This window comes from Nocardioides epinepheli, from assembly GCF_037936805.1.
Lineage (GTDB): Bacteria > Actinomycetota > Actinomycetes > Propionibacteriales > Nocardioidaceae > Nocardioides.
The window spans coordinates 228,768-252,436 of record NZ_JBBMMC010000002.1 but is presented as its reverse complement, the minus strand read 5'-3'; the positions used below and the strand labels follow the sequence as shown (position 1 = coordinate 252,436).

Annotated in this window: 22 protein-coding genes; 11 read left to right on the top strand and 11 right to left on the bottom strand. The window is 70.9% G+C overall.

The features are described 5' to 3' along the window. Window positions 1-67 precede the first annotated feature (67 nt). Genes WMR31_RS04595 through WMR31_RS04585 form a run of 3 tightly spaced genes read left to right on the top strand, consistent with a single transcriptional unit; the run spans window position 68 to window position 3,924 of the window. Entirely contained in the window at window positions 68-634 is a 567-nt protein-coding gene (locus WMR31_RS04595) for a pyridoxamine 5'-phosphate oxidase family protein (protein WP_340537593.1), read from the top strand. Continuing rightward, window positions 631-1,212, top strand: coding sequence for a dihydrofolate reductase family protein (locus WMR31_RS04590; protein ID WP_340537592.1), 582 nt, complete (start codon window positions 631-633; stop codon window positions 1,210-1,212). Before WMR31_RS04595 ends, WMR31_RS04590 begins: the two co-directional genes overlap by 4 nt. Before the next feature lie 39 nt (window positions 1,213-1,251). Beyond that, window positions 1,252-3,924 carry an ATP-binding protein gene (locus WMR31_RS04585; RefSeq protein WP_340537591.1) on the top strand — a complete coding sequence of 891 codons (2,673 nt, stop codon included), beginning with the start codon at window positions 1,252-1,254 and terminating at the stop codon, window positions 3,922-3,924. A 184-nt stretch (window positions 3,925-4,108) separates the two neighbouring features. Here the strand turns inward: WMR31_RS04585 and WMR31_RS04580 are convergent, their stop codons facing one another. Beyond that, window positions 4,109-4,456 (bottom strand): winged helix-turn-helix transcriptional regulator, encoded by a 348-nt coding sequence (locus WMR31_RS04580; protein ID WP_340537590.1) that lies wholly within the window; start codon window positions 4,454-4,456, stop codon window positions 4,109-4,111. Between the two features lie 92 nt (window positions 4,457-4,548). Here WMR31_RS04580 and WMR31_RS04575 point away from each other — a divergent pair, with 92 nt between their 5' ends. Continuing rightward, window positions 4,549-5,217: an NADPH-dependent F420 reductase gene (locus tag WMR31_RS04575; protein WP_445321598.1), complete on the top strand. Its 669-nt coding sequence runs from the start codon at window positions 4,549-4,551 to the stop codon at window positions 5,215-5,217. A gap of 88 nt (window positions 5,218-5,305) precedes the next feature. On the opposite strand, the gene WMR31_RS04570 is transcribed toward WMR31_RS04575, so the two are convergent. Continuing rightward, on the bottom strand, window positions 5,306-5,683 hold the full coding sequence (locus WMR31_RS04570; protein WP_340537588.1) for a MerR family transcriptional regulator: 378 nt from the start codon (window positions 5,681-5,683) through the stop codon (window positions 5,306-5,308). A 64-nt stretch (window positions 5,684-5,747) separates the two neighbouring features. Here WMR31_RS04570 and WMR31_RS04565 point away from each other — a divergent pair, with 64 nt between their 5' ends. Beyond that, complete coding sequence (locus WMR31_RS04565; protein WP_340537587.1) at window positions 5,748-6,905, top strand: MFS transporter; 1,158 nt, start codon at window positions 5,748-5,750, stop codon at window positions 6,903-6,905. A 150-nt stretch (window positions 6,906-7,055) separates the two neighbouring features. Here WMR31_RS04565 and WMR31_RS04560 read toward each other — a convergent pair whose 3' ends face one another. The 3 genes from WMR31_RS04560 to WMR31_RS04550 form a co-directional block, all read right to left on the bottom strand. Continuing rightward, complete coding sequence (locus WMR31_RS04560; RefSeq protein WP_340537586.1) at window positions 7,056-7,688, bottom strand: hypothetical protein; 633 nt, start codon at window positions 7,686-7,688, stop codon at window positions 7,056-7,058. 103 nt (window positions 7,689-7,791) lie between these two features. Further along, on the bottom strand, window positions 7,792-8,793 hold the full coding sequence (locus WMR31_RS04555; protein ID WP_340537585.1) for a methyltransferase: 1,002 nt from the start codon (window positions 8,791-8,793) through the stop codon (window positions 7,792-7,794). A 159-nt stretch (window positions 8,794-8,952) separates the two neighbouring features. Beyond that, a complete protein-coding gene (locus WMR31_RS04550; RefSeq protein WP_340537584.1) occupies window positions 8,953-10,326 on the bottom strand; it encodes an FAD-binding oxidoreductase in 1,374 nt (457 codons plus the stop codon). A 185-nt stretch (window positions 10,327-10,511) separates the two neighbouring features. Between WMR31_RS04550 and WMR31_RS04545 the strand changes: the two genes are divergently transcribed. Then, window positions 10,512-11,624, top strand: coding sequence for a helix-turn-helix transcriptional regulator (locus tag WMR31_RS04545; RefSeq protein ID WP_340537583.1), 1,113 nt, complete (start codon window positions 10,512-10,514; stop codon window positions 11,622-11,624). Window positions 11,625-11,687: 63 nt separating this feature from the next. Here WMR31_RS04545 and WMR31_RS04540 read toward each other — a convergent pair whose 3' ends face one another. Next, window positions 11,688-12,251, bottom strand: a complete 564-nt coding sequence (locus tag WMR31_RS04540; protein ID WP_340537582.1) for an NADPH-dependent FMN reductase — start codon at window positions 12,249-12,251, stop codon at window positions 11,688-11,690. A gap of 64 nt (window positions 12,252-12,315) precedes the next feature. Beyond that, window positions 12,316-12,777, bottom strand: coding sequence for a DUF6326 family protein (locus WMR31_RS04535; RefSeq protein WP_340537581.1), 462 nt, complete (start codon window positions 12,775-12,777; stop codon window positions 12,316-12,318). Between the two features lie 162 nt (window positions 12,778-12,939). Between WMR31_RS04535 and WMR31_RS04530 the strand changes: the two genes are divergently transcribed. After that, window positions 12,940-14,085, top strand: a complete 1,146-nt coding sequence (locus WMR31_RS04530; RefSeq protein WP_340537580.1) for a sensor histidine kinase — start codon at window positions 12,940-12,942, stop codon at window positions 14,083-14,085. Next, window positions 14,082-14,738 (top strand): response regulator, encoded by a 657-nt coding sequence (locus tag WMR31_RS04525; RefSeq protein WP_340537579.1) that lies wholly within the window; start codon window positions 14,082-14,084, stop codon window positions 14,736-14,738. The genes WMR31_RS04530 and WMR31_RS04525 overlap by 4 nt, the downstream gene beginning before the upstream one ends. Here the strand turns inward: WMR31_RS04525 and WMR31_RS04520 are convergent. Then, window positions 14,735-16,246, bottom strand: a complete 1,512-nt coding sequence (locus WMR31_RS04520) for a potassium/proton antiporter (RefSeq protein ID WP_340537578.1) — start codon at window positions 16,244-16,246, stop codon at window positions 14,735-14,737. The two genes, WMR31_RS04525 and WMR31_RS04520, sit on opposite strands and share 4 nt — an antisense overlap. After that, on the bottom strand, window positions 16,233-16,856 hold the full coding sequence (locus WMR31_RS04515) for an SPFH domain-containing protein (protein WP_340537577.1): 624 nt from the start codon (window positions 16,854-16,856) through the stop codon (window positions 16,233-16,235). The genes WMR31_RS04520 and WMR31_RS04515 overlap by 14 nt, the downstream gene beginning before the upstream one ends. A 185-nt stretch (window positions 16,857-17,041) precedes the next feature. Between WMR31_RS04515 and WMR31_RS04510 the strand changes: the two genes are divergently transcribed. Together WMR31_RS04510 and WMR31_RS04505 are read left to right on the top strand one after the other, a co-directional pair. After that, window positions 17,042-17,983 (top strand): sensor histidine kinase, encoded by a 942-nt coding sequence (locus tag WMR31_RS04510; RefSeq protein ID WP_340537576.1) that lies wholly within the window; start codon window positions 17,042-17,044, stop codon window positions 17,981-17,983. Next, complete coding sequence (locus WMR31_RS04505) at window positions 17,980-18,645, top strand: response regulator (protein WP_340537575.1); 666 nt, start codon at window positions 17,980-17,982, stop codon at window positions 18,643-18,645. Before WMR31_RS04510 ends, WMR31_RS04505 begins: the two co-directional genes overlap by 4 nt. 15 nt (window positions 18,646-18,660) lie before the next feature. Here the strand turns inward: WMR31_RS04505 and WMR31_RS04500 are convergent, their stop codons facing one another. Then, window positions 18,661-19,332, bottom strand: coding sequence for a lysophospholipid acyltransferase family protein (locus WMR31_RS04500; protein ID WP_340537574.1), 672 nt, complete (start codon window positions 19,330-19,332; stop codon window positions 18,661-18,663). 62 nt (window positions 19,333-19,394) lie between these two features. Then, window positions 19,395-20,321, bottom strand: a complete 927-nt coding sequence (locus WMR31_RS22120) for a peptidoglycan-binding domain-containing protein (RefSeq protein WP_445321597.1) — start codon at window positions 20,319-20,321, stop codon at window positions 19,395-19,397. A gap of 779 nt (window positions 20,322-21,100) precedes the next feature. On the opposite strand from WMR31_RS22120, the gene WMR31_RS04485 reads away from it, so the two are divergent. Further along, the gene (locus WMR31_RS04485; RefSeq protein ID WP_340537573.1) at window positions 21,101-23,665 is read left to right on the top strand and encodes an SCO7613 C-terminal domain-containing membrane protein; all 2,565 of its coding nucleotides are present in this window, start codon (window positions 21,101-21,103) and stop codon (window positions 23,663-23,665) included. Window positions 23,666-23,669: the final 4 nt, after the last annotated feature.

Genomic DNA, 23,669 nt, shown 5'->3' with positions numbered 1-23,669 from the left:
ATCGGTGATCACCCCGGACCCGACCCTGAGCGTGACGCCGCAGGCTCCTGCGTCTCACCGGATATCCGTGGCCACCACGGAGGCGGGGGCGCGCGTGGTGGGGTGCACTGACGAAGTGAGCAAATACACGCGGGTGACACCGGATGCTGCGAAGGCCTCCAGTGACGTCGTCGCGGGGAGCAAGTACCTCGTCCTCGCCACGGCCACGCCGGGAGGGACGCCGTGGGTGACGCCGGTCTACTTCGCCCACGACGACCTCGCGTCGTTCTGGTGGGTCTCGCGGCCTCAGGCCCGGCACTCACGTCTGATCGCGGCAAACCCACAGGTCGCCATCACCGTGTTCGACTCCTCGGTCCCCATCGGCCGGGCGGCCGCGGTCTACGCCGAGGCATGGGCGGCGCAGTGCTCGGATGATGAGGCGGCCCGAGAGATCTGCCACTACTCCGCGCGTTCGGTTCGCCACGGCGTTAAACCGTGGACGGTCGACGAGGTCACCAGGCATGCCGCGTTCCGCCTCTACCGCGCCCGGACCGCGCGGCTCTGGCTGCTGGCCGACGACGACGGCCCTGACTACCGCATCCCCATCCCCCTTCACCCATCCCCAGCCCCGTCCAGTGAGAGGAAACCGAAATGAGCAAGACCGTCTTCGACATCAGCATGTCCCTCGACGGCTATGTCACCGCCGCCGAACGCCGTCCGGACCAGCCGCTAGGTCGCGAGGGTGAGCAGCTGCACCAGTGGCTGCTGGGCGACGACAAGACCAGCCTGGACTACTTCGCGCGGGTCTCGAAGGCCAACGGCGCCGTGGTCACCGGCCGGATCAACTACGAGGACTCGCTCCCGTGGTGGGGGCCAGACGGCCCCACCGGTGAGCTGCGGCTGCCGGTCATCGTGGTCACGCACTCGGCACACGAGTCCGCACCTGAGGGCGGGGTCTACCAGTTCGTCACCGACGGACTCGAGGCAGCACTCAAGGTGGCCCACGAGGCCGCCAACGGCCGCGACGTCACGGTGATGGGCGGCGCCAGGCTGGCCCAGAGCTTCCTGGCCGCCGGCCTGATCGACGAGATCTCACTCCACATCGTGCCCGTCCTGTTCGGGCAGGGCACCCGCCTATTCGACGGCCTACCCGACCAGCACCGGGCGCTGGCGCTGATCGAGACCGTCCCGGCGGCCCGGGCGGTGCACGTGCGCTACGCCGTATGCCACTGACCGGGCCGGGACGCCGGCGCCGAGAGTGAGAATGGTGAGGTGACACCCGAGTGGCTGGCGTCCGTCACCGCCCGCGAGGCCGAGGTCCTCGCGGGCATCCGGGCGCATCAGACCAACCAACAGGTCGCCGAGCAGCTGTTCGTCTCCGTGCGGACCGTGGAGAGCCACGTCACCTCCCTCCTGCGCAAGTCCGGGGCCGCGGACCGACGTGAGCTAGCACGACTCGCCGACAACCTCGACCACACGCCCACGGTCCTCGGGCTCCAGAGGTTCGCGACCACCTTCCTTGGGCGTGACGACGCCCTTGACGACTTGGCCGCCCGTCTTGAGCGCGGACGCATCGTCACCGTCGTCGGGCCGGGCGGGGTGGGAAAGACCCGACTCGCCCACGAGGCGCTGGCCCGTCTCGCCCGATCGTGGGACCTGGTGGCCGCCGTGGACCTGCTCCCGATCCGCTCCGGAGGTGTCGCCACGGCGGTGGCCGGCACCCTCGAAGTTCCCGAAGAGGCCGGCGTCGCCGCACGCGTTGCGCTAGGCCGCGCGCTCGGCGAGCGACGCGCCGTGCTGCTCCTGGACAACTGCGAGCACCTGGCGGCCGAGGTCGCCGACCTGGTCGCCGCGGTGCATGCCAGCCGCGCCCGAACGACCGTGCTGGCCACCTCGCGCGAACCCCTTCGAATCCCCGCGGAGGACGTGATGGGTCTGCCGCCACTCGCTGCCGAGACCGGCGCCGCACTCATCCTGTTCTGCGACAGATCCGGCCTGGACCCGGCCCCTGAGGTCAGCGACGTCGTGGACCTGCTCGAGGGCGTCCCGCTCTCGATTGAGCTCGCCGCAGCACGTGCCCGCACGCTCGGGATCGAGGGCCTCCGAGCCGGGCTGCACGGCCGGCTTCCGGCCCTCAGCGGCGGCCGGGACCCCGACCGACGCCACCGCTCGGCGGCAGCCACCGTGGCCTGGAGCCTCGCCCTCCTAGACCACGATCAACGGGACCTACTGCGCACCCTGACCGCACTGCACCATCCGGTCGATCTGGACACCGCCGTGGCCGTCCACGGCACCTCACCGGAGGACACCACGCTGCTGCTCTCGGAGCTGACCGCCAAGAGCCTCCTCCAGATGCACGGCAGCGCATCTCGCACCCGGTGGAGCATGCTCGACCTAGTCCGCCGGTTCGCCAGCGAGGGACAACCCAGCACCGCGATCCGCGAGCGGGTCGCGGCCTGGGCCACCGCACGGTCCCGGTGGCTGCTCGACCACCATCCAAGCGACCCGGCCCCGGAGCTGCCCGACCTGCTCCACGCCGCCCTCGACACCCCGGCCTATCCGGACCCAGTCGCACATGGCCTGCTGCGCGACGTCTCCGAACTGGCCCTGCGAACTGGCCGCCTCACCGACGCGATGGAGTGCCTAGTGGCGGCCGCTGACCGCGCCTCTGAGCCACGGCACGGCGTTGGTGATCTACTAGACGCCGCGGCGGTCGCAGCGGCCCGGGCCAGCACCGATGCGACGCACCGACTGTTGCTCCAGGCCAGCGACCGAGCGAAGACCGCCGGGGACCTGATCTCTCGTTCGCGCGCCCTCGCCGCGGCCGTCGTGGCGTGGTACCGCTACCCGCCGGAATCAGCGCAACCCGGCCCGGGCGGTGTCCCGGTCGACGACGTCCTTGCCCTCGCCCGGGCCGAGGCCGGCGCCGAGCCCGAGGATGAGGCGGCGTTGTCGGCCGCGATCGCCTGGCATGACGGCGGCCGCGCGGCCGCGGAGCGTGCTGTCGCTGCGGCCGAGCAGACCCGGGACCCGATCCAGGTCGCCGCTGCCCTCGACGCGCTCACCACCGCGTGCATCGCCGAACAGGCCTTGCGGGCGGCGCGCGAGACCGCCACGCGGCGCGTCGAACTGCTGCGCGCATACCCACACGCCACCCCACGCGCTCTGGAGGAGGCCGTCGACGCCGTACACGCCGCGGCCAGCACGGCGCTGATCATCGGGAGACCGCTCCAGGCACGCGGCCTCGACGCCGACGGGACCGGTCCGATCGGGGACGGTCAGGAGCTGCCCCGTGAGGTCCGGGCGCTGACCCTGCTGGGCTGCCTGGACGAGGCCACAGCCGCAGCCGAGACGATGTGGCGCCGCTGGCTCGCGGACGGCTGCCCTCCCCGTACCTGGATGTCGACCGCTGGGGCTTTCGCAGTCCTGGCAGCCGGACTAGGGGCGGGACCGGCCGGAGACCACGACGTAAGCGTCTGGCGTGAACGCACGCTACGGATGGCAGGCGTCGAGGTGGCCGACCGATCCCCCACGCTGGCTGCGGTGTCGGCCTACGTCGATGCCCGCCTCGCCCTTCACCGCCTCGCGCTGCACCGGCGCGCCCTAGACGGCGGCGTCCTCACGAATGTGGAGTACCTGCTGGGCCGCACCCAGGGGGACTTCGTCGACCGTCAGTACGAGGGCTTCGCCCGGGCGGCAGGCGCCGAACTGGCGGTCGCGGCCGGACATCCCGAAGCGCTCGCGCTGGTCGACTCCCTGGACGCGCCAGCGGAGGAGTCGGACTGGGTGAACGCCGTCCGCGCGCGCTGTCTGGCACGTCTGGAGCCGGCCAGCACGCACGGATCTCGTGCGCTGACACTGTGGCGCGAGGTCGGCGCAGCGTTCGAGGCCGACACCACCGCTCGCCTGATCGAAGGTGCCGAGGAGGGGGTGTGGTCTCGCTAGGGCATGTCTTCCTATTGCTGGCTATTGCTGGTGGATGCCGGCGTCGTCTAGGTCGTGCGATGACGGTGCCGCAGGTGCGTGGGCATACCGGGCGTATTCAAAGCAGCTGCGGTGTCCGTCAGCGTGCGGCCTGGGCGGCGTCCGGCGCCGCCATGAACTGGCGACACGCCCTAGTCGCCGCGGGTCACGACGTTCCTGACAGTGCGGCCTGGTTCACCGCGGCCCACTGGGCGAGGTGGGCCAAGGGTCCCTCGGCGAAAGATGCACCCAAGGACGTGAGTTCGTAGACGGCGGCATCGCGCTCCACCACGCGAGGAGTCCGTGCGATGAGGCCGCGGGCCGCCAAACGACGCAGAGACTCCGTGAGCACCTTGTCGCTCACTCCGGCGATCCGATCAAGAAGGGTGCTGCGGCGGGTCGGCCCCATACGCAGAGCAGCGACGACGATGGGATCCCACCTGTGGTTGAGGAGTTCGACCGCGGAGCGCACGTGGCAGTCAGAAATGAAGGACTCGCAACCCTGTTCGTCCATCGGTCCAGTGTGTCACTCACTCGTTCCTACCGATTGGTAGGAGCGAGATGTCTAGCGTCTTACTGACAAGTCGTCTCACGAAGGAGAGCACCGTGGAGATCGGACTGTTGGGGACAGGAAACCTGGCAGTGGCACTCGGGAGAGCGTGGGCGACCGCAGGCCATTCGATCTTGGTCACGGGGAGGGCCCCCGCCCGCGCGAAGGACGCGGCGGGGCAGATCGGGTCCGCGGGAAGGTCGATCGACCCGGAACGCTTTGCGGAACAGGCCGAGGTGGTCGTGGTTGCGGTCGCTTGGGGAGGTCTGGAGGAGGCGCTGCGGCTGATCGGCGGCTCGGACGGGCGGCTGACCGGGAAGACCGTGATCGATTGCACCAACGCAGTCGACTACGCGACCGGGCGCCTGCTCCCTGAGGTCGGATCGGCTGCCGAGCTGGTCGCCCGTCTCGCGATCGGCGCCCACGTGGTCAAGGCGCTCCACCTGTTCGCCGGCGCGTCCTGGCCATTCGACGGACAGCGGAACGCCTCGCCGGTTGTCGCGATCTGTGGCGATGACGCGGGGGCCATGGATCGGACTGCGATGCTGATCGGAGACCTCGGCGCGCGAACCGCGGTGCTGGGCGGGCTCATTGCTGCGCGGCAGGCCGAGGAAGCCGCCGGCTTCGTGATGCGCGTGGTTGCCGCCGGCGCGAACCCGCGCTTCGCTGTCCCAGACGTGACCCCGGACCCGGCCGCTCCTGGATTGCAGACGACGAACCACTGACCAGCAGCCAGCTGTACCGGGGTCGCCGAACCGCCTTCCTGTCCGGCTGTCGCGGGGCAGGGCCTTGGTGCCGGCCCACGACTGATGCTTACGCGACGGATGGTTCAGCAGTGTCTCGACGAGTGGGTCCGCGGGTGGCGCCGAGCAGTTCGTCCAACAGCGAACGGGTCTGGATGAGTTGGTCGATGTCGCCGGTGATCCGGCGACGCTCTGCTTCGAGACGTTCGCGGCAGTCGTCCAGCAGCAGGGACCCGCCGGACAGGCACGCCAGGATTTCGCCTATGAGGTCCATGCCGAGACCGGCCGCGAGCAGGGTTTGGATGTGCGCGACCTTGTCGATGTCGGAGTCGGAGAAGACTCGGTAGCCGCTGGGGGTCCGGCCCGGGCTTAGAGCACCCTTCTCCTCGTAGTAGCGCAACGCTCGCACGCTGGCTCCGGTCCGACCTGACAGTTCGCCGATCTTCACTGTCTGCTCCGTTCACGACTCGGGCTTGACTCTCACGTCTACGTGAGACTTTAGCGTGTTGGGCATGCGCCGCCTTGCCATCCTCATGTTCTGCGTCTTCAGCATCACAACCGGTGAGTTCGTGATCGCCGGGATCCTGCCCGAGGTCGCCACCAGCCTCGGGGTCACTGTTGGCACCGCAGGTTTGTTGGTCACGGCGTATGCCGTTGGCATGATCATCGGCGGCCCGGTGCTTACAGCGGTGACCGCCGGAGTCGACCGGAAATCACTGATGTTGGGATTGCTCGCCATCTCGGTCGCCGGGAATGCTGTCTCCGCTCTTGCTCCCGAGTTCTCCTTGCTCTTGGCAGCCCGAGTGATCACCGCACTGGTGACGTCGACCGTCTTCGCCCAAGCGATGGTGATCGCGGTGCAGTCCGCGCCACCTGAGCGTGCCGGGACCATGGTTGCCCGGTTGGCGTTCGGGATGAACCTGGCCATGATCCTCGGCGCGCCCATCGGCACCCAGATCGGGAGTCAGTGGGGTTGGCGTACGACGTTCGCCGCGATCGCCGTTGCCTGCTTGATCGGACTAGGTCTGGCGTTCTGGCAGCTCGCCCCGACCCGCGAGGAGGGCCGGACATCGGCGGTCGCGGAGTTGAGAGTTCTGCGACGGCGGCCGGTGCTAGTCGCGCTGGCCATCACTGCGGTGGGCAACGTCGGTGTGCTTATGGTGTTCAGCTACCTCGCGCCCCTTCTCACGGAGCTGGGAAGTCACCCCGCGACCCGTCTGCCGATTCTGTTGCTCGCCTACGGCTTCGGCGCGACGATTGGCAATCTCGTTGGAGGCACGCTTTACGACCGCAACCCGCGACTGTTTCAACCCGCCCTCCTCGGCCTGTTGGCCGCAACCCTTGTCGGCACCTGGTTCATTGCGACCTCGACAGCCCTTACTGGGGTGGCAGTCTTCGTGATTGGTCTGTTCGGCTTCGCGATCATCCCCGGGATGCAGGCTCGCGTGATGATGACCGCGGGCGACGCCCCGACATTGGCGATGGCCGTCAACGCCTCCGGCTACCAGGTCGCAGCCGCCTGCGCAGGCCTGCTCGGCGGGCTGATCGCCGACTCCACCGCAGGACCCAGGCCCATCTACCTCGCCGCAGCCGGCCTGACCATGTGTGGCCTGCTCATGACAGTCGTGACTACCCGGGCCCGCGTGGAGCAGGCCACGAAGACGCCCTAGCGAGCGCAGATCGACGCCCCCAGGCACTTGGGCTCGAACCAGCTGAGGCCGCCTGGCGCTGGCAACGCGGACAACACCTTGATGGACCACGGCGTGGCCGACCGCTTGAACCGAAACGTTGCTCTGAGCGTGAACTACGCCCCGGGCGAACTAGCAGGGCTTGATGTAGTGGGTCTGGTGGCCCAGCGTGTTGCCGAACCGCGCGTCCTGGCTGAATGCCGGCTGGCTGGTCGCGAGGTAGTGGCGGTAGTAGTCGTAGAACCTGGCCCGGGTCCCGGGCGTCTGGTTGTTGACGTAGGCGACGAAGAAGCCGTGTGAGATGTGCCAGGTGCAGCTCGAGATCCGGTCGACCATGCCGGAGTAGTCGCGGTGACCGTAGGTGCAGAACTGGTAGTAGTGGCACCCGTGGACGGTTCCTGCTCTCGCCTGGCGCCCGAGCTCGCGGGCCCGCTGCTCACCCGGCAGCGGGATCAGGGTGTCACCGCCGTTCCAGACGACCTGGTTGATCGCGACCTGCGTGCCACCGGTCCGCGCGATCACCCGCGAGACCCGCGCTTGCAGCGCCTGCGCCTGTGCCGGGGTCAGCGAGTTCTCCTCGATCTGTCTGCGGAGCTGGACGATGCTGTCGTCCCCCTCTTGCTCCGATATGGCGCTCGGCGCACGCTGTGCGTGACCGATCGGAGCGGGGTCGGGACGGGCCATGGTTGGTGCGCCGGACAGGAGGGTCACGATGACGGCTACGGTGACAGCCGCGGCGACCTGCGTGGCGATAAGGGCTCGCATGGAATCAGTTCCTCTCTGGGTGGGCTTTCCCGGGTTGGGATGTTCGCGGTGTGTCGTGGACGTGACTGTCCGACGCCCGAAGTCGGCGCTGTTGTGAGAGCCGCTAGGGCTTGGTCGCGATCACGGCACCGTTCGCGCCCGGCGCTTCGAACCAGACCGTGCGGACGTCATGGAAGCCGATGTCGTGCAGCCAGCGTGCGTACTCCGAGGGTGTGTAGTTGCGGCCTTCGGTCTCGATGAGCATGTTGAGGCTCATCAGGGCGGCCGGTGGAGGTCCGGTGCGCTCGTCGTTCACCAGCAGCTCGGAGATGATGACGCGGCCACCGGTGGGGAGTGCTTCCCAGGACTTGCGCAGGATCGCACGGCACCGTTCCTCGGCCCAGTCGTGCATGATCATCGACAGCAGGATCGTGTCGTGCCCCTCAGGCAGGCGGGCGTCGGCGAAGAAGTCGCCGGCCACTGTCGCGATGCGGTCGGAGAGCCCTGCCTGCTGGACTTTCTCCGCAGCGATCGGGGTGACCTGCGGCAGGTCGAAGACGGTCGCGGCCAGCTGCGGGTAAAGCAGGCACAACTCGATGTCGTACGCCCCAGATCCCCCGCCCACGTCAAGCAGCTTGCTGGCGTCGTCCAGGTTCACCGCGGCGCCTAGTGTGCGGGCGGTGAAGGTCGAGAGCGAGTGCATCGCCTCCCAGAACACTGCGAGCAGCTGCGGATCCTCTCCCTCGAAGAGCGAGCTCTGACGGTCCGGGTCCCAGGTCGTGGGCTTGTCGGTGCGGATGGCCTCGGTCAGTCGTCCCCAGCCGTCGTAGAGACGCTGGTCGAGCATCTGGACGAAGCCGCCGAAGTAGTAAGGCTTTCCCCGAACCAGGTACTCCTCGGCCAACGCGCTGTTGCGGTAGCGACCACCGGTGCCCTCAAGCAGCCCGAGCGAGGCACACCCGGTCAGGAGCATCTCGGCCGGCCGCTGCTCGATCCCCTCACGCTCGGCGAGCGCGGCTGCCGTCGTCTCTCCGTCCCGGGAAAGGGAGGAGAAGAGGTCCATCTCGTGGGCGGCGGCCAGTGTTTTGGAGGCCCAGAAGCCTGTGGCCAGTTCCATGAGCGGCATCGGCGACGGGTACACGTCGACGCCGCTTGGGGCGTGCTCCTGAGTTGGTGTGTGCTTCGGCATTGGTGGGTTCCTCTCGATGGGCGTGTGGGTCATGGCTCAAGATGGGGCGCGAGCGCCCGAGGATGCGGCAGTTCCCTTCGCGGCGTTGTCTTGCGGTCATGCCTGGGCGGCTGGGATCGGGTGGTTGCTCCGGATCAGGTCGTCGGGGTCGTAGGCCGCCTTGAACGCGCGGAGCCGGGCCCAGGTGAGTGGGTCGTAGAACGACCTGGCGTCACTCGGCTGTTCGACAAAATTGAGGTACCTGGCCGGCGCCCGCCATGGCTCCAGCCCGTCCTGAATCCCGGTCACCGCCGACCGGACCCGGTCGATGGCCTCCGGCCGGGCAGTGATGCCGACGGCGAATCCGAGGAAGGCGCCGGGCAACCCGTCAATAGCCCCGCCGCCGCGACCTGAGTTGAGTGCGCCACCGAGGTGACGGAGGTCGACAGCCAGCAGGGGTGTGTCCACTCCGGAGCCCACCGCGCGCACGACGGTCTCGACGGCCTCGGCATTGAGGTCGGTCTGCAGCCAGCCGTCGCCGTAGATGGGCGTGGGGGCTGGTGGATCCATGTTGAGCTGGTCGAGCCGCTCGACCGGGATGGTCGCGAAGGTGTCGTGCGATGCTCCGAGTGCTCGCAGCGGGGCGAGCAGGTCGTCGGCGGCGACGGGGTCGAGGGTGGTCGCTGCCTCGACCACCGTGTACGACTTCCCCGCCAAGTGGGGCGGCACGTCCGGGACGGCGGGGAACCGGACGACCCGGCCGATCGAGGTGATCTCGGCGGGCACGGTGTCCGTCCAGCGGGCCCACGCGTTGAGGACCTCGCGGGCCTGCTCAAGGGGGAAGAACAGCGCGCCGGCGTACACCTCGCTGATGGGGAAGAGCGCGAACTCGATCGCGGTGACCACCGCGAAGCTTCCGCCGCCACCACGCAAGGCCCAGAACAGGTCGGGGTCGTGCTCCTGGTCCACTCGGCGCGGTTCGCCGTAGGCGGTGACGACCTCGAACGCAAGCACATGGTTGGCAGCCAGTCCGTGCGACCGGGCGAGCCAGCTCACACCGCCACCCAGGGTGTAGCCGGTCACGCCTACGTCACCGGAGGAACCGGCCAGTGCAGCCAGCCCGTGTCGCGCGGCCGCCGACGTGACGTCGCTCCACTGGGCACCGCCCTCGACCCGAGCGACCCGTCGCGACGGATCGACCGAGACGCCCCGCATCTGCGAGAGCCGCAACAGGATCGTGTCGGCGAGGGCGCCCATCGGCGAGGCGTTATGGCCGGTCGACTGCGGGGCCACCCGTAGCCCGGCGCGTCTCGCTGCGGTCACGACCGCCTGCACGTCTCGCACGGAGGCGACTGTCGCGACCGCCACCGGCTGCTGGTCGACGGCGAGATTCCAGGCCTGCCTTGCCTGATCCCACTCCGGATCACCAGGCAGCGTGAGCACGCCATCGAGGTCGAGGGCGAGAAGATCGAGGCTTTTGTGGACGGACACGGATTACTCCTGCCGGGTGGTGAGTGCTGGTGAGCGTCTCGGGGGGATGCCGAAACCCCTGTGCCGCGCCAGCCTCCAACGGCGAACGTCTCGAGCCCATCCCCCCGCTCTCAGGCAGTTCCGTATCCCATCCCCTACATCTGGGGGGGTGTCGCATCTGCTCGCGAACGCGCAGACTGAATCGGGTGACGACCAGAACTTTGGCGGTCGCGTTGCGCGCGGTTCGCGACGCGACCGAGCACGCGGCCAGTGGCGAGGACTTGTTCGAGCAGGTCTCGTCTCAGTTGCGCCGAGTCCTTCCGTTCGACGGCGCCACCTGGTTCGCCACAGACCCATCCACCGTCCTGGCTACCCTCCCGGTGCGCGTGGAGAATGTCGCGGATGGTCACTGCGAGACCTTCTGGGAGCGCGAGCATCAGGTCGAGGACGTGCTGCTCTTCCGCGACCTCGCACGGAGCGACGCCGCGATTGGGACGCTTTACCACGCGACAGCGGGCACCCCTGACCGGAGCGCGCGCGCCCGGGAGTTCCTCCGTCCGCAGGGGTATGGCGACGAGTTGCGCGCCGCGTTCCGAACCGGCGCGAGCACGTGGGGCGTGGTCGCCCTGTTCCGCGAGCAGAAGCGGAAGAAGTTCACCGACCAAGACACGCGGATCCTCGGTGAGCTGAGCTCTAGAGTCGCCCACGGACTCCGACGCCTCACCACCCGCCGAACCGGCATCGCAGCCGACAGCGATGCGGCCGGGACGCTGCTCTACGACGCCAACGGCGGGATGCTGTCCCTCGACGCAACCGCATCCCGGTGGCTGACCGAACTGGCCGGCCCCGGCTGGGCAGACGCAACCCCGGAGTTGAGCATGATCTCCGCGGCGGTCACTCGTGCGCCCATGGTTGCCGCCGGGCGCGAAGGCTCACCAGCGGTCTCACGCATGCGAGCACGTTCAGGACGCTGGCTCGTCGTGCACGCCTCCTCGCTTCATCGCCCCGACGGGTCGGCAGGCCCGATCGCCGTCACGATCGGCCCCGCGAAGTCATCCCAGATCGCCCCGATCATCATCGAGGCCTACGGCCTGACCCCACGCGAGCAGGACATCACCCAGGATGTCGCGCGCGGCCTGTCCAATGCAGAGATAGCCGTGGCTCGCAACGTTTCGCCATACACTGTGCGCGATCACCTTAAGGCAGTCTTCGCCAAAGTAGGCGTGAGCACCCGGGGCGAGCTCGTCGCCAAGCTGTTCGCCGACCACTACCAACCCACCATCCACGCACCCGGCGCTGCCACTCACGCGGCCTTCTGAGCGCCAACTGCCTGTTTCGCCCCACCCTCCATCGCGCCCGACTCCTGGCGCGCTCCGACCGCGTCAGGCGCCGGCGCGGACCGGCTCCAGCGCGCGAGTCATGGTGACGACCTGGTCGAGCAGCGACTCGAGCTCGCCCGCTCGGCGGTCGTTGGGGGTGAACCCCGCCTCGGTCCACTCGGTCATGATCGAGAGGCTGAGCTGCGCCCGGACGACGACCATGTGGGCGTTCGCGAGGATCCCGCGCCACTGCTCGACGGCGCGGACGCCACCGTCGGCGCCGTAGGCCACCAGGCCGACGGCCTTGTGGTTCCACTCCGGCGAGAGCAGGTCGAAGGCGTTCTTCAGCGCCGCGGGCACGCCGTGGTTGTACTCGGCGGTGACCCACACGAAGCCGTCGTAGGAGTCGACGGTCTCGCTCCACCGGCGGGTGTTCGGGTTCTCGTACTGACGGTTCGCCGCGCCCGGCAGGGTCTCCTCGGCGAGCAGGGTGAGGTCGAAGTCGAGCAGGTCGACCAGTTCGTAGGTCGCGTCGTCGCGCTCGGCCGCGATCTTGTACACCCACTCCCCTACCTCGCGCCCCCGACGTCCGGGACGGGTGCTTCCGATGACGATCGCGATCCGCATGCTGCCTCCACGAGTGGGCTCTGAGGGGTCGCGACCATCGTGCCGCACCCGGTGTGCGGTGCCGTCACGCGGGGATCGCCGACCTCGACAGCGGAGACTGCGCGGTGGCCTGGGGCCAGGTCCAGGCGTACCGCAGGATCAGCGCGAGAAGGACCAGCTCCAGCACGATCGCGAGGCCGTAGAAGAGCAGCCAGGACTCACCCACCGCGTTGAACACGGTCACGGGGACGTAGAGCGCGGCGACGGCGAGGTTCGCCAGCCGGCTCGTCCGAGCGGGCAGCGTGATCGACAGCACGACCATGAGGATCGGGACGGCCATGAGAGTCAGCGCCGCGGCCGAGAAGGTCTGCGAGAGGTCGAACTCGAAGACCCTGCCGTCGAGGATGTCCTCGACGACGCCCGGGGTGAAGAAGTTGAGGATGTCGACGTAGGCATAGAGGAACATGAAGCTCGTCCAGGCTGCGGCGAGGACGACGCGCACGGGCATCCGCTGCTCGTCCAAGGTGGTGGGTCGGCGTGCACTCATCGAAGGTCTCCCCGGTGGTGGTGGAATCGGTGGCACCACGATCACCGAGCGCGACGGCAGGCTCATCGGACCCGAGGCCGGACCTCACCTGGCCGATGGCAGGGTCCTCCGCTCCTACTTTCGGCCGGTACGCCGACGGCGTCGGGTCCCTAGGCTGGCGTCGTGGTCAATGCCTGGCGCGCCCTCTGGCACGAGCCGCGACCCGACGACGCCCCACCGGTCGGCCGCCTCGACGGGCTCCTCGTCGGCGGGTTCGTCCTCACCGCGGCCGTCGAGGGCGTCGTGCGGGCCGACCTGACCTGGCGGCCACTCGTCACCCTCCTCGCCCTGGCGCTGGCCCCGGCTCTCCTGTGGCGGCGGGACCATCCCCTGGCGGCCGCGGCGGTCGGGTTCGGCGCGGTCGGTGTGCTCTCGGTGCTGCAGCTGACCGCCGACACTGACGATCTCGGCCTCTACTCGATGATGGCCGTGCTGATCCTGCTCTACTCCCTGGTCCGCTGGGGCTCGGGGAGTGAGGTCGTCCTGGGGGCAGGGCTCGTGACGTCGGTCGTCGCGCTCGGGATGTACGTCACCTCCGCGAGCTGGGCCGACCTCTTCGGCGGCTGCGTCTTCCTGCTCCTGTTCGTCGTGTTCGCGGCGGTGTTCCGCTACCGCGCGGACCTCTGGAAGCGCCAGAGGCTCGAGATCCGCAACCAGGAGCGGCTGGCGCTGGCTCGCGAGCTGCACGACATCGTCGCCCATCACGTCTCCGCCATCGCGGTGCAGGCGCAGGCCGGCGGTGCGGTGGCCGGTACGCAGCCCGAGAAGGCTGCCCTGGTGCTCTCGGCGATCGAGCAGGAGGCATCGCAGACCCTCGCGGAGATGAGATCGATGGTGCGCGTACTACGCGACCTGGGGGGTGAGCACGGGACCTACTCGCCGCAGCGGGGCGTGGCGGACCTGCCTGCCCTGACGCGCGACGACGCCGCGCCCGCCGTCGAGGTGTCGCTCACGGGTTCCCTGGCCGGGTTGCCACGGCCGGTGGACGCCGCGGTCTACCGGCTCGCGCAGGAGGCCCTCACGAACGCGATCCGGCACGCCCCGCACGCGACGCGGGTCGGGATCGACGTCTGCCGGGAGGGCGAGGTGGTCCGGCTGCGCGTCTCGGACGACGGACCGACCGAGCCAGGGTCGGCTCCCAGGCCGGGGTTCGGCCTGCTGGGCATGGCCGAGCGCGCCGAGCTCCTCGGCGGATCGCTCGCGGCGGGGCCCGGACCCGGTGGTGGCTGGCTGGTCGAGGCCGTGCTGCCGCTGGAGGGCCCGGTATGAGCATCCGGGTCGTCGTGGCCGACGACCAGGACCTGGTGCGAACCGGACTGGCGATGATCCTCGGTGCCCAGTCCGACCTCGAGGTCGTCGGCGAGGCCGCAGACGGACCCGGCGCGCTCGACCTGGCGATCCGGCTGCGCCCCGACGTCCTGCTGGTCGATATCCGGATGCCCGGCCTCGACGGCATCGAGGTGACTCGGCGTCTGGCCGGGCCGGACGTCGCGGATCCGATGGCGGTCGTGGTGATCACCACCTTCGATCTCGACGAGTACGTCCTCGGCGCCCTGCGCGCCGGCGCGCGCGGCTTCCTGCTCAAGGACGCCGGGCCGCAGCTCCTCGTCCAGGCCATCCACGCGGCGGCCGACGGCGACGCGCTGATCGCCCCCAACGTCACCCGCCGGCTGTTGGCGACCTTCGCCGACCAGGCGCCGGCCGTGCCGGCGCAGCCCCTCGACCCACTCACCCCGCGCGAGGAGGAGGTGCTCGCCCTGGTGGCGCGCGGCCGGACCAATGCCGAGATCGCCGCCGAGCTCTTCGTCGGCCTGAGCACGGTCAAGTCCCACATCACCTCGTTGATGACCAAGCTCGGTGCCCGCAACCGGGTCGAGATCGCTATCTGGGCCTACGACACCGGACGCGCGCGGGCGTCCTAGGACCCCTCGTTCCTCCCTCGCGTCTCGGTGGCGTACCAGCCCGCAAGTCGCCCGGAGGCGCTCACCGAGCGGAGCCGGCGCTCGATCGCGCGGCGGTCCTCACGCGGCGCCACGACGAGCACGTGGTCGCCCACGCGCAGGCTCGTCGACGCGGACGGCGTGTGGACGGCACCGTCGCGCAGCACCATCGACACCGCGGCGCGCGGGGTCAGCCTCAGCTCGGCGATCTCGACCCCGGCCAGCCGCGACCCGGGCGCGACGGTGAACTGCACCAGCGTCGCGCCGAGGTCGTCGAGCGGAGCCGACTCGATGACGACGTCGCGGGGGTTCTCCTGCCCGGCGGCGCCGGTCGCGCGGGCGACCCACGGCAGGCTCGGTCCTTGCACCAGGGTGAAGATCACGACGAGAAGGAAGACCACGTCGAAGATCCGCTCCGCCGCCGGAAGCCCTGCGCTGAGCGGGATCGTGGCCAACACGATCGGGACCGCACCGCGCAGGCCGGCCCAGCTGACGAAGGCCTGCTCGCGCCACGGCATCTTGAACGGCGTCGCGCACAACGCCACCGACACCGGCCTGGCCACCAGCGTGAGCGCGCCGCCGACGACCAGGGCGTAGGGCAGTGCCTCCCACAGCCGACCGGGGCTGGCCAGCAGGCCGAGCATGATGAACAGACCGATCTGGGCGAGCCACGCGAGCCCCTCGGCGAAGCCGGCCGTCGACCCCCGGTGCGGTAGCGCGCCATTGCCGAGCACGACGCCGGCGACGTAGATCGCCATCAGGGCGCTGCCACCGGCGACACCGGCCACGGCGAAGGCGAGGAAGGCGATCGCCACGGTGGCGATGGGATACAGGCCGGAAGCCGGCAGCGCGACCCGGGCCAGGACCCGGAGTCCCAACCAGGCGACCAGGGCTCCGAGCAGCACGCCGAGGACCAGCTGTACCGCGATCTCGCCCAGCAGGCCGATCCCGCTGGCGTCCTCCCACGCATCGGATGCCACGACGGTGACCAGGATGATCACCGGAGGGTCGTTGAAGCCCGACTCGGCCTCGACGGTCGAGCGCAGCCGCGAGCGCACGGGCAGGCTCCGCAGGACGGCGAAGACCGCGGCGGCGTCGGTGGAGGAGGCCACCGCCCCGAGCAGGATCGCCGTGCGCAGGTCGACGTCGAGGACGAGGTAGACGAGTCCCGAGGTCACCGCGACGCTGATCGCGACACCGACGGTGGCCAGCACGCCGGCCAAAGGAGCGACCGGCCGGATCACGGCCCAGTCGGTGGTGAAGCCGCCCTCGGCCAGGATCACCGCGAGCGCGAGGGTGCCGAGGACCTGCGTGAGGTCGGCGTTCTCGAACTGCAGGCCGAGCCCGGCCTCCCCGATCAGCAGGCCGAGCCCGAGATAGAGGAGCAGGCTCGGAAGGCCCAGCCGGCTGGAGATCCGGACCGCGACCACGGCGACCAGCAGCACTCCGGCCCCCGAGAGGACCACCAGGTTCAGCTCAGCGGGCTCCAACGCCGTCGCCGCAGAGTGCCGACGGGTCCGCTGGCGCCTGGCCCGCGTCGAGCGCGCTGCTCGGCGGCCTCACGTCAGCATCGAGCAGCACGACGTCGAGCTCGAGGAGCTCCAGCCCCAGGATCCGGAGCCCGAGCGGGCTGGTCTCCCGATCCGCCAACCCGGTCAGGCTGGGCCAGGACCGTCGCAGGCGGATCGGGAGGTCTGTGAGGTCGTCGCCCGGGGCGTCCTCGATCGCGCGGCGCAACACACCCTCCGCTGCCGGGACGGCGGCGACGACCGGGTCGCGGTAGGGCGTGCCGGGCTCGGGGAGGACCGCACGCACCTGCGCGCGCACGACCATCCGGACCGACGTGCCGTCGGCGGTGGTGCCGCGCACGAGCAGCGGGAGCTCGCCGGGCTCGGTCGCCACGAGGTGCGCGTCGGCGTCCGGCCGGAGCCGCAACGCGGGGCCGCTCCCCCGGACGCGGGAGACGAGGCCGCGCCGGGTGACCACGAGAGCGTGTCCCTGTGGCACCCAGCGCAGCAGGATCGCCACGACCAGGCCGGACAGCGCGAGGGCCAGGACCAGCCACACGACGTACTCGGGGTGCTCGATGTAGTCGGGCACGGTCCTCACCTCCCGTCTCGGCTGCGGCCGCTGCGGATCCCTGAGTCGGCAGCGACCGGGTTTGCGTGGCGACGCCTCCAGTCTGCGCCGGGCGCCGGCGGATCGGAATGGGTGCTACCACCCATTCCGGTCGTTGCGTCGCGACGCGGTGGACGCCGTCACCGACGGTTTGTGAGGGTGGTGTCGTGCCCCTGTACTGGAAGGTCGTCGTGGTCAACGGGGCGGTGTTCTGCGCCGGGACCGTCGCACTGGTGCTCTCGCCGGCGAGCGTCTCGCAGGAGCCGCTGCTCTCCGAGCTCGTGGTGGTGACCCTCGGGCTGGCCGCGATGCTGCTGGTCAACGCGGTGCTGCTGCGTGCCTCCCTCGGCCCGGTCGATCGCGTCGTCCGGGAGATGCGCCTGCTGGAGAGCCCCGGCGAGGGCCGTCGGCTCGAGGACGCCGACGGCACCGGGCCCGGTGCGGTACTGGTCCGCAGCTGGAACGCCATGCTCGACCGGCTCGAGGCCGAGCGCGCCGCCAGCCGCCACCGCGCCCTCGCCGCACAGGAGGCCGAGCGACACCGGATCGCCCAGGAGCTGCACGATCAGGTGGGCCAGTCCCTCACCGTCGTGCTGCTCGGCCTGAAGCAGCTCGAGAGCCAGGCATCGCCGCAGCTGGCCGGTGAGCTGGCCGAGGTCCGCGACAGCGTGCGCGCGGGACTCGACGACGTGCGGCGGGTCGCGCGACAGCTGCGTCCCGGGGTGCTCGACGACCTCGGCCTGCACAGTGCGCTGGCAGCGCTCGCCACCGAGTTCTCCGCCGTGGGCCGGCACGTGCGCCGCCGGGTGGCGCCGGGTCTGCCCGACCTCTCCCCCGAGGTCGAGCTCGTGCTGTACCGGGTGGCGCAGGAGGCGCTGACCAACGTCGCGCGACATGCCGAGGCCCGCCAGGTGGAGGTGTCCCTGGGGCGGCTCGGCGACGCGGTCGTCCTCGAGGTCGTCGACGACGGCGTCGGGATCGAGGATCTCGAGCCCGGCACCGGCATGGAGGGGATGCGCGAGCGGGCGCTCCTGGTGGGAGGCCGGCTCGACGTCGTCGGCGGCGACGGCGCCGGCACGACGGTGCGTCTGGTGGTGCCGGTCCGGTGAGTGAGGAGCGACCCGCCCCGACGCGGATCCTGCTGGCCGACGACCATGCGCTGGTGCGCCGCGGCGTCCGGCTCATCCTCGAGCGTGAGCCCGACCTGGTCGTGGTCGCCGAGGCCGGCGACGGCGCCGAGGCGGTGGCCCTGCTGCGCGAGGTGGAGGTCGACCTGGTGGTGCTCGACATCGCCATGCCGCGGATGACCGGCCTCCAGGCCGCGCGTGAGATCGCCCGACGCCGTGAGCCGCCGCCGATCCTGATGCTCTCGATGCACGACAACGAGCAGTACTTCTTCGAGGCGCTGCGGGTCGGCGCGTCGGGCTATGTGCTGAAGTCGGTGGCCGACGAGGATCTGGTCGAGGCGTGCCGGGCCGCGATGCGCGGGGAGACGTTCGTGTACCCCGGCGCGATGAGCGCGCTCGTCGTCGACTACCTCGGGCGGCTGCGGCGCGGGGAGAACGTGCCGTCCACCGTGCTCACCGAGCGCGAGGACCAGGTGCTGAAGCTGATCGCCGAGGGCGCCTCCTCGAAGGAGATCGCCGCTGCGCTCACGATCAGCATCAAGACCGTCGAGCGGCATCGGGCCAACATCCTGGCCCGCCTCGGGATGCGCGATCGGACCCAGCTGACCCGCTATGCGATCCGTGCGGGACTCATCGAGCCGTGAGCCGGCGCCCGCGCGTCAGGCGTCGGGTGCGCGGTCGTTGTAGACGCCCGCCGGCTCCTGCCCCGAGAGGTCCTGGATGGCGGTCATCACCTCGTCGGTGAGGACGCGACGCGCCTTGCCGAGCGCGACGCCGTCGAACCGGCCCGCCACCTCGATCGGCTCCCCGAAGGTGATGTCGACCTTCACCACCTTGGGCAGCCGGCTGCCGACGGGCTGGATCTTCTCGGTCCCCACCAGCCCCACCGGCACGATCGGCACCCCCGCCGTCAACGCCAGGTGGGCGACACCCGTACGCCCGCGATACAGGCGGCCGTCGCGGGAGCGGGTGCCCTCGGGGTAGATGCCGAAGGCCTCGCCCCGTGCCAGGACGTCGAGGGCGACGTCGAGCGAGGCCATCGCCGCCTTGGTGTCGTCGCGGTCGACCGGCAGCATCCCGAGCCCGGTGAACCACGCCCTCGAGAACGCGCCCTTGATCCCGGTGCCGTCGAAGTAGTCGGACTTGGCCAGGAACACGACCTTGCGCGGCACGACGACCGGGATCACCACCGAGTCGATGAAGCTGAGGTGGTTGCTGGCCAGGATGACGCCACCGGTGGCGGGGACGTTGTGCAGTCCGCGGATGGTCGGACGCCACACCAGCTTGGCGACGGGCGGGACGACGGAGTGCAGGACCTGGTAGAGCACCACGCCGACAGTCTGTCGGTTACCCGCCGGTCAGCCGAAAGGGGTCCCCGGCGCCGCGAGTCGCGTCACGGGATGCTCGGGGCGCCGGACTCGTGCGCCACGATGTCGCGCGCGAGGCTCTCCCACTGCCCGTACGCCGAGGGGCAGCACGAGATCTGCACGGCCTGGGCGGCGTCGGAGACCGACATCGACTCCCAGCCGGCGATGTCGAGCAGACCACGGTTCGAGGTGTGCGAGGCCACGCCGAAGAACGCCTTGCTGGCCAGTACCGGGTCGAGGATCTGCTCGGCGCTGCCCCACCCCTGCGACGGGCGCTGCTGGAACAGCCCGAGCGAGTCGCGGTCGCCGTAGTCGATGTTGAGCAGGGTCGACTCCTGCATCGCGGCCGCGAGCGCGACCACCCAGCCGTACTCCGGAACCGAGGCGCCCTTGGCGACCCCGATGATCGTGCGGGCATTGGCCTTCTGCGCGTTCGAGAGCGAGTCGTAGGTGGTGCCGGGGACCTCCCCGCCGCCTCCGGTGCCGAGCAGCGTGGTCCAGGTGGCCTGTCCGACGACGCCGTCGGCGTCCAGTCCGTTCGCTGACTGGAAGGCCTGGACGGCGCCTGCGGTCGCCGGCCCGAAGTCGCCGTCGGTGTCGAGGGACGAGCCGTGCTTGTTCAGCTGCACCTGCAGGGCCTGGACGGCCGGCCCACGGTCGCCCTGGCGCAGCACCGGGACCAGCGCGGTGAACGTCTGCGGTCCGGCGACGCCGTCGGCGTCGAGTCCGGCGGCACTCTGGAAGGCCGCCACCGCGTCCCGGGTGCCGGAGCCGAACTCCCCGTCCGCCGCGGTCGAGAAGCCGCGCGAGGTGAGCAGGAACTGCAGCGAGGTCACGTTCGCGCCGCTCGAGCCCTGCGACAGGTTGGGATAGCTCGCCGCCTGGGACGGTGACGTGGACAGCAGGACCAGTCCGAGGGTCAAGGTCGTGAGGAGCAGGAGTAGTCGTCGCATGCCCTCAGGCGACCAGTCGGCGTGGGTGGACGCTAGGGGGCAAACCCTCGCCCGCACCGGAGGCTGAGCAGGCAAGCCCCAGCGAGCGCTCGTTGATTGATCGAACCCCGCCGACCGTCCTTACCAACGTCCCCGAGAACGGTTGCGAGGTTTCGTCTGCGCTGACGGGCTCGTTCCTCGCCCTCCAGCTTGCTCAACCTCCGAGGACTGGCCCCCGGCCGGAGGTTGAGCAAGCGAGCCCCAGCGAGCGCCGACGAAACCCCGGCATCCCAGCCCGGCGGCGCTGCCTGCCGGCGCCGTAAATGGGCGAAGGGCCCTTGTGAGTATGAGTCACAAGGGCCCTTCAGAGTGGTCGACGTGATGGCTTCGACCGCCACTCCTCTACTCAGATCCCCGGCCCGTCTCATCACCTGACGGGCGGCGGAGACTGCTCCGGCGAACCTTCGCAGCTTCCGTACGGATCCTCGTTTCCGAGTGACCCGCTCTCCCTTGCGGGAGTGCGTGGAGTAGTTCTATGCCCGATCGCCCGGTACCCGCAAGGGGTCTGCCCGACATACTTCTGGTTCCACCGGATGTCCACAGGTTGCGTCCTCCCCTCCACAGCCGATTCCACAGATCCGCGAGGTTCTGCACAGGTTCGCCCACAGGCTGCCCGGAGCGCGTCGCACGGGCCGGCCGCCACGGCCGCTGGGGTCACCACCGCCACTAGGTAGCCGTACTCAGCGCGGATGAGCAGTCGGCCGGATCCGCCGGCGCGCGGACCTTGGTCGACTGGGCGAATGCCGCCCGTCCTCACCGCGCCCGCGACCTCTCGTCCCGCGTTCACCTATGCCGACCCGCACGCGTGTCCGGCCTGCCGCTCCTCGCTGGCTGCGATGAGTGCCACCGACCGGCACTGCCCACGGTGCGGCGTACCGCTCGACGACGCGCTCGCCGACCAGGCCTTCGCCCTCCTCACCGACGCCGACCGGCTGGTCGCGCGGCTGCGGGCCGTGGCTCCCGCGGCGATGCCACAACCGGCACCGGCGGGGTACCCGGTGCGGATCCCGCCTGGCCTCGCGCCGGTGCCACCGGTGCCGCCGATGTCACCGATGTCACCGCGCGCACCGCGCGGCGTCCGAGTGTCCTCGGTCCCCGCGATTCTGCTCGGGCTCGGCGCCCTGTGCCTGCTCGTGGCCGCGGTGACCTTCCTGGCCGTGGCCTGGTCCTGGCTCGGCGTCGGCGGCCGCACGGCGGTGCTGGTGGCACTCACCGCCGCCACCGCTGCCGGCGGTGTCGCGCTGCGCCGCCGCGGGCTGCGGCTGGCGGCCGAGGCGCTGGTCGCCGTCTCACTCGGCCTGCTGATCCTCGACGTCGTCGGCGCGATCGACGCGGGCTGGCTCGGAGATCTGCACGGGGCGGGGACGGCCGTCGTTCTCGGGACGGTGCTGGCCGGCGGGGCCGCGGCGTTCCTCCTCACCGACGGCCGCCTGGTGGCGCCCTGGGTCGGTCTGGTCGGTGGCCTCTACCTCGCGCAGGCCGCGCTCCCCGGGCTGGCTCGGGAGGCGGGGATCGCCTGGACAGGGATCGACCTGCTCGTCGCGGGTGCCGCCGCGCTCGGCTTCGTGGCGCTCGCCGGGCTGGGCCGACGACTGGGGTCGGCGACGGCGGTCGTCGGCGCGATCATCGCCGCCACTCTCGCCTGGCTCGACCTGACCGTCACCGCCCTGGTCGCGATCGTCGAGGACGACGGGCACCTCGCCCCCGTCACCATCGCCGACGTGTGGGGCACCGTCGACGGCGTCGCCCTGGTCGTGGCGGCGCTGCTTCTGCTCACCCCGATCGCGTTCGGCCGGAAGCCGGCTCAGCCGACGGCCTGGGTGGCCGCGAGTGGCAGCGTGCTGAGCGCGGTGGTGGCGCTGCCGGTGGCCGACAACGGCACCACCGCGGTCTCGGCCGTCTCGCTCGCTCTCGGCCTTCTCTGGACGCTCGTCGCTCTGGTCCTGCCCGGCCGGATCCGGCTCGCCGCGCTCGTGCCGGCGAGCCTCGTGCTCGTGCCCGCGACACTGGTCGCCGGCGCGCTTACGATCGCGGCGGTCGCTGTCGCTCTCTCCCCCGACGCCGGCCTGCGGCTCGACCCGTCGGTCGTCACGTCAGAGGCCGACGTGCACCCGTGGCCGATCGTCCCGACCGTGCTGGCCGTCGCGCTCCTCCTGGCCGCGCTTGTCCCCGGCGGCGTCGGGGAGCTTCGCACGCGGACGGCGGCGTGGGCGCGCGGCGTCGGCGCGGCGACTGCCGTCGGCTCGATCGCCACCCTCGCACTGCATCCGGTGCCGCTGTGGACCGTCGTCGCCCTGTCCTGCCTGATCAGCACCGCATTCGCCGCCGACGCCGTCCGGTCGCGCGGCACGGCCGCCGCGGTCCAGGGCATCGGCGCGGGCGTGGCGCTCGGTGCGGCTGCGCTGGTCGCGGCGCCCGATCATCGCCTGCTGATGCTGCCGCTGACGCTGCTCACCGCGTATGCCGCGCTCACGATCCTGGTCGGCCGGTTCGGCGGCGCCGCCGAGCTCGGCGGGGTCGTGCTCGCCCCCAGCGCCACCGCCCTGGTCTGGACGGTCGCCGACGTCGTGGGTCTCGAGGTCGCCGTGACCGCCGTCCCGGCGCTCCTCGTGGTCGCGGTCATCGTGATGCTGCGCCCCCGGGCCGAGGCCGAGGTGCCGGCAGCCCTGGCGGCGGTCGCGTCCTGCCTGGTGGCCGTGCCCGCCGCGGAGCAGGTCGGCATCTCGGTCGCCCTCTCGGCCGCGCTGCACCTGACCCTCGCCGGCGCCCTGGTGACAGCGGACTCGCTCGTGCACCCCTCCCGTCGTCGGCTCGCGTGGGTCGGCGGCTCCCTCCTGGTGCTGGCGACGTGGGTCCGACTGGCCGAGCTCGGCATCGGCGCGCCCGAGCCGTACACCCTCCCCGCTGCCACCGCACTGGTGATCGTCGGCCTGCTGCGCCTGCGCCGCGATCCGACGGCGTCGACCCGGCTCGCCCTGTTCCCCGGACTCACCCTGGCCACGGTCCCCTCGCTGCTCCGGGCGCTCGAGACCGACCCGGTGTCGGTGCGCGCCGCCGTCCTCGGCCTGTCCTGTCTGCTGCTGGTGCTGCTCGGCGCGCGCCTGCGGTGGAGCGCCCCGCTGATCGTGGGCGCCGCAGTCGGCGCGATCCTCGCCCTCGCCGAACTGGCGCCCTACGCGGCCCAGACGCCGCAGTGGGTGGTGATCGGACTGTCCGGCACGACGCTGATCGTCATGGGCATCACCTGGGAGCGTCGGGTGCGCGACCTGCGCCGCGCCATGGGCTACCTGGGACGGTTGCGCTGAGGCC

Excerpts from the sequence above, each read along its gene's own strand:
- WMR31_RS04535 (WP_340537581.1), bottom strand. The coding sequence starts at position 12,777 with ATGAGTGCACGCCGACCCACCACCTTGGACGAGCAGCGGATGCCCGTG.
- WMR31_RS04525 (WP_340537579.1), top strand. The coding sequence starts at position 14,082 with ATGAGCATCCGGGTCGTCGTGGCCGACGACCAGGACCTGGTGCGAACC.
- WMR31_RS22120 (WP_445321597.1), bottom strand. The coding sequence starts at position 20,321 with ATGCGACGACTACTCCTGCTCCTCACGACCTTGACCCTCGGACTGGTC.
- WMR31_RS04560 (WP_340537586.1), bottom strand. The coding sequence starts at position 7,688 with ATGCGAGCCCTTATCGCCACGCAGGTCGCCGCGGCTGTCACCGTAGCC.
- WMR31_RS04485 (WP_340537573.1), top strand. The coding sequence starts at position 21,101 with ATGCCGCCCGTCCTCACCGCGCCCGCGACCTCTCGTCCCGCGTTCACC.
- WMR31_RS04540 (WP_340537582.1), bottom strand. The coding sequence starts at position 12,251 with ATGCGGATCGCGATCGTCATCGGAAGCACCCGTCCCGGACGTCGGGGG.
- WMR31_RS04565 (WP_340537587.1), top strand. The coding sequence starts at position 5,748 with ATGCGCCGCCTTGCCATCCTCATGTTCTGCGTCTTCAGCATCACAACC.
- WMR31_RS04580 (WP_340537590.1), bottom strand. The coding sequence starts at position 4,456 with ATGGACGAACAGGGTTGCGAGTCCTTCATTTCTGACTGCCACGTGCGC.
- WMR31_RS04590 (WP_340537592.1), top strand. The coding sequence starts at position 631 with ATGAGCAAGACCGTCTTCGACATCAGCATGTCCCTCGACGGCTATGTC.
- WMR31_RS04555 (WP_340537585.1), bottom strand. The coding sequence starts at position 8,793 with ATGCCGCTCATGGAACTGGCCACAGGCTTCTGGGCCTCCAAAACACTG.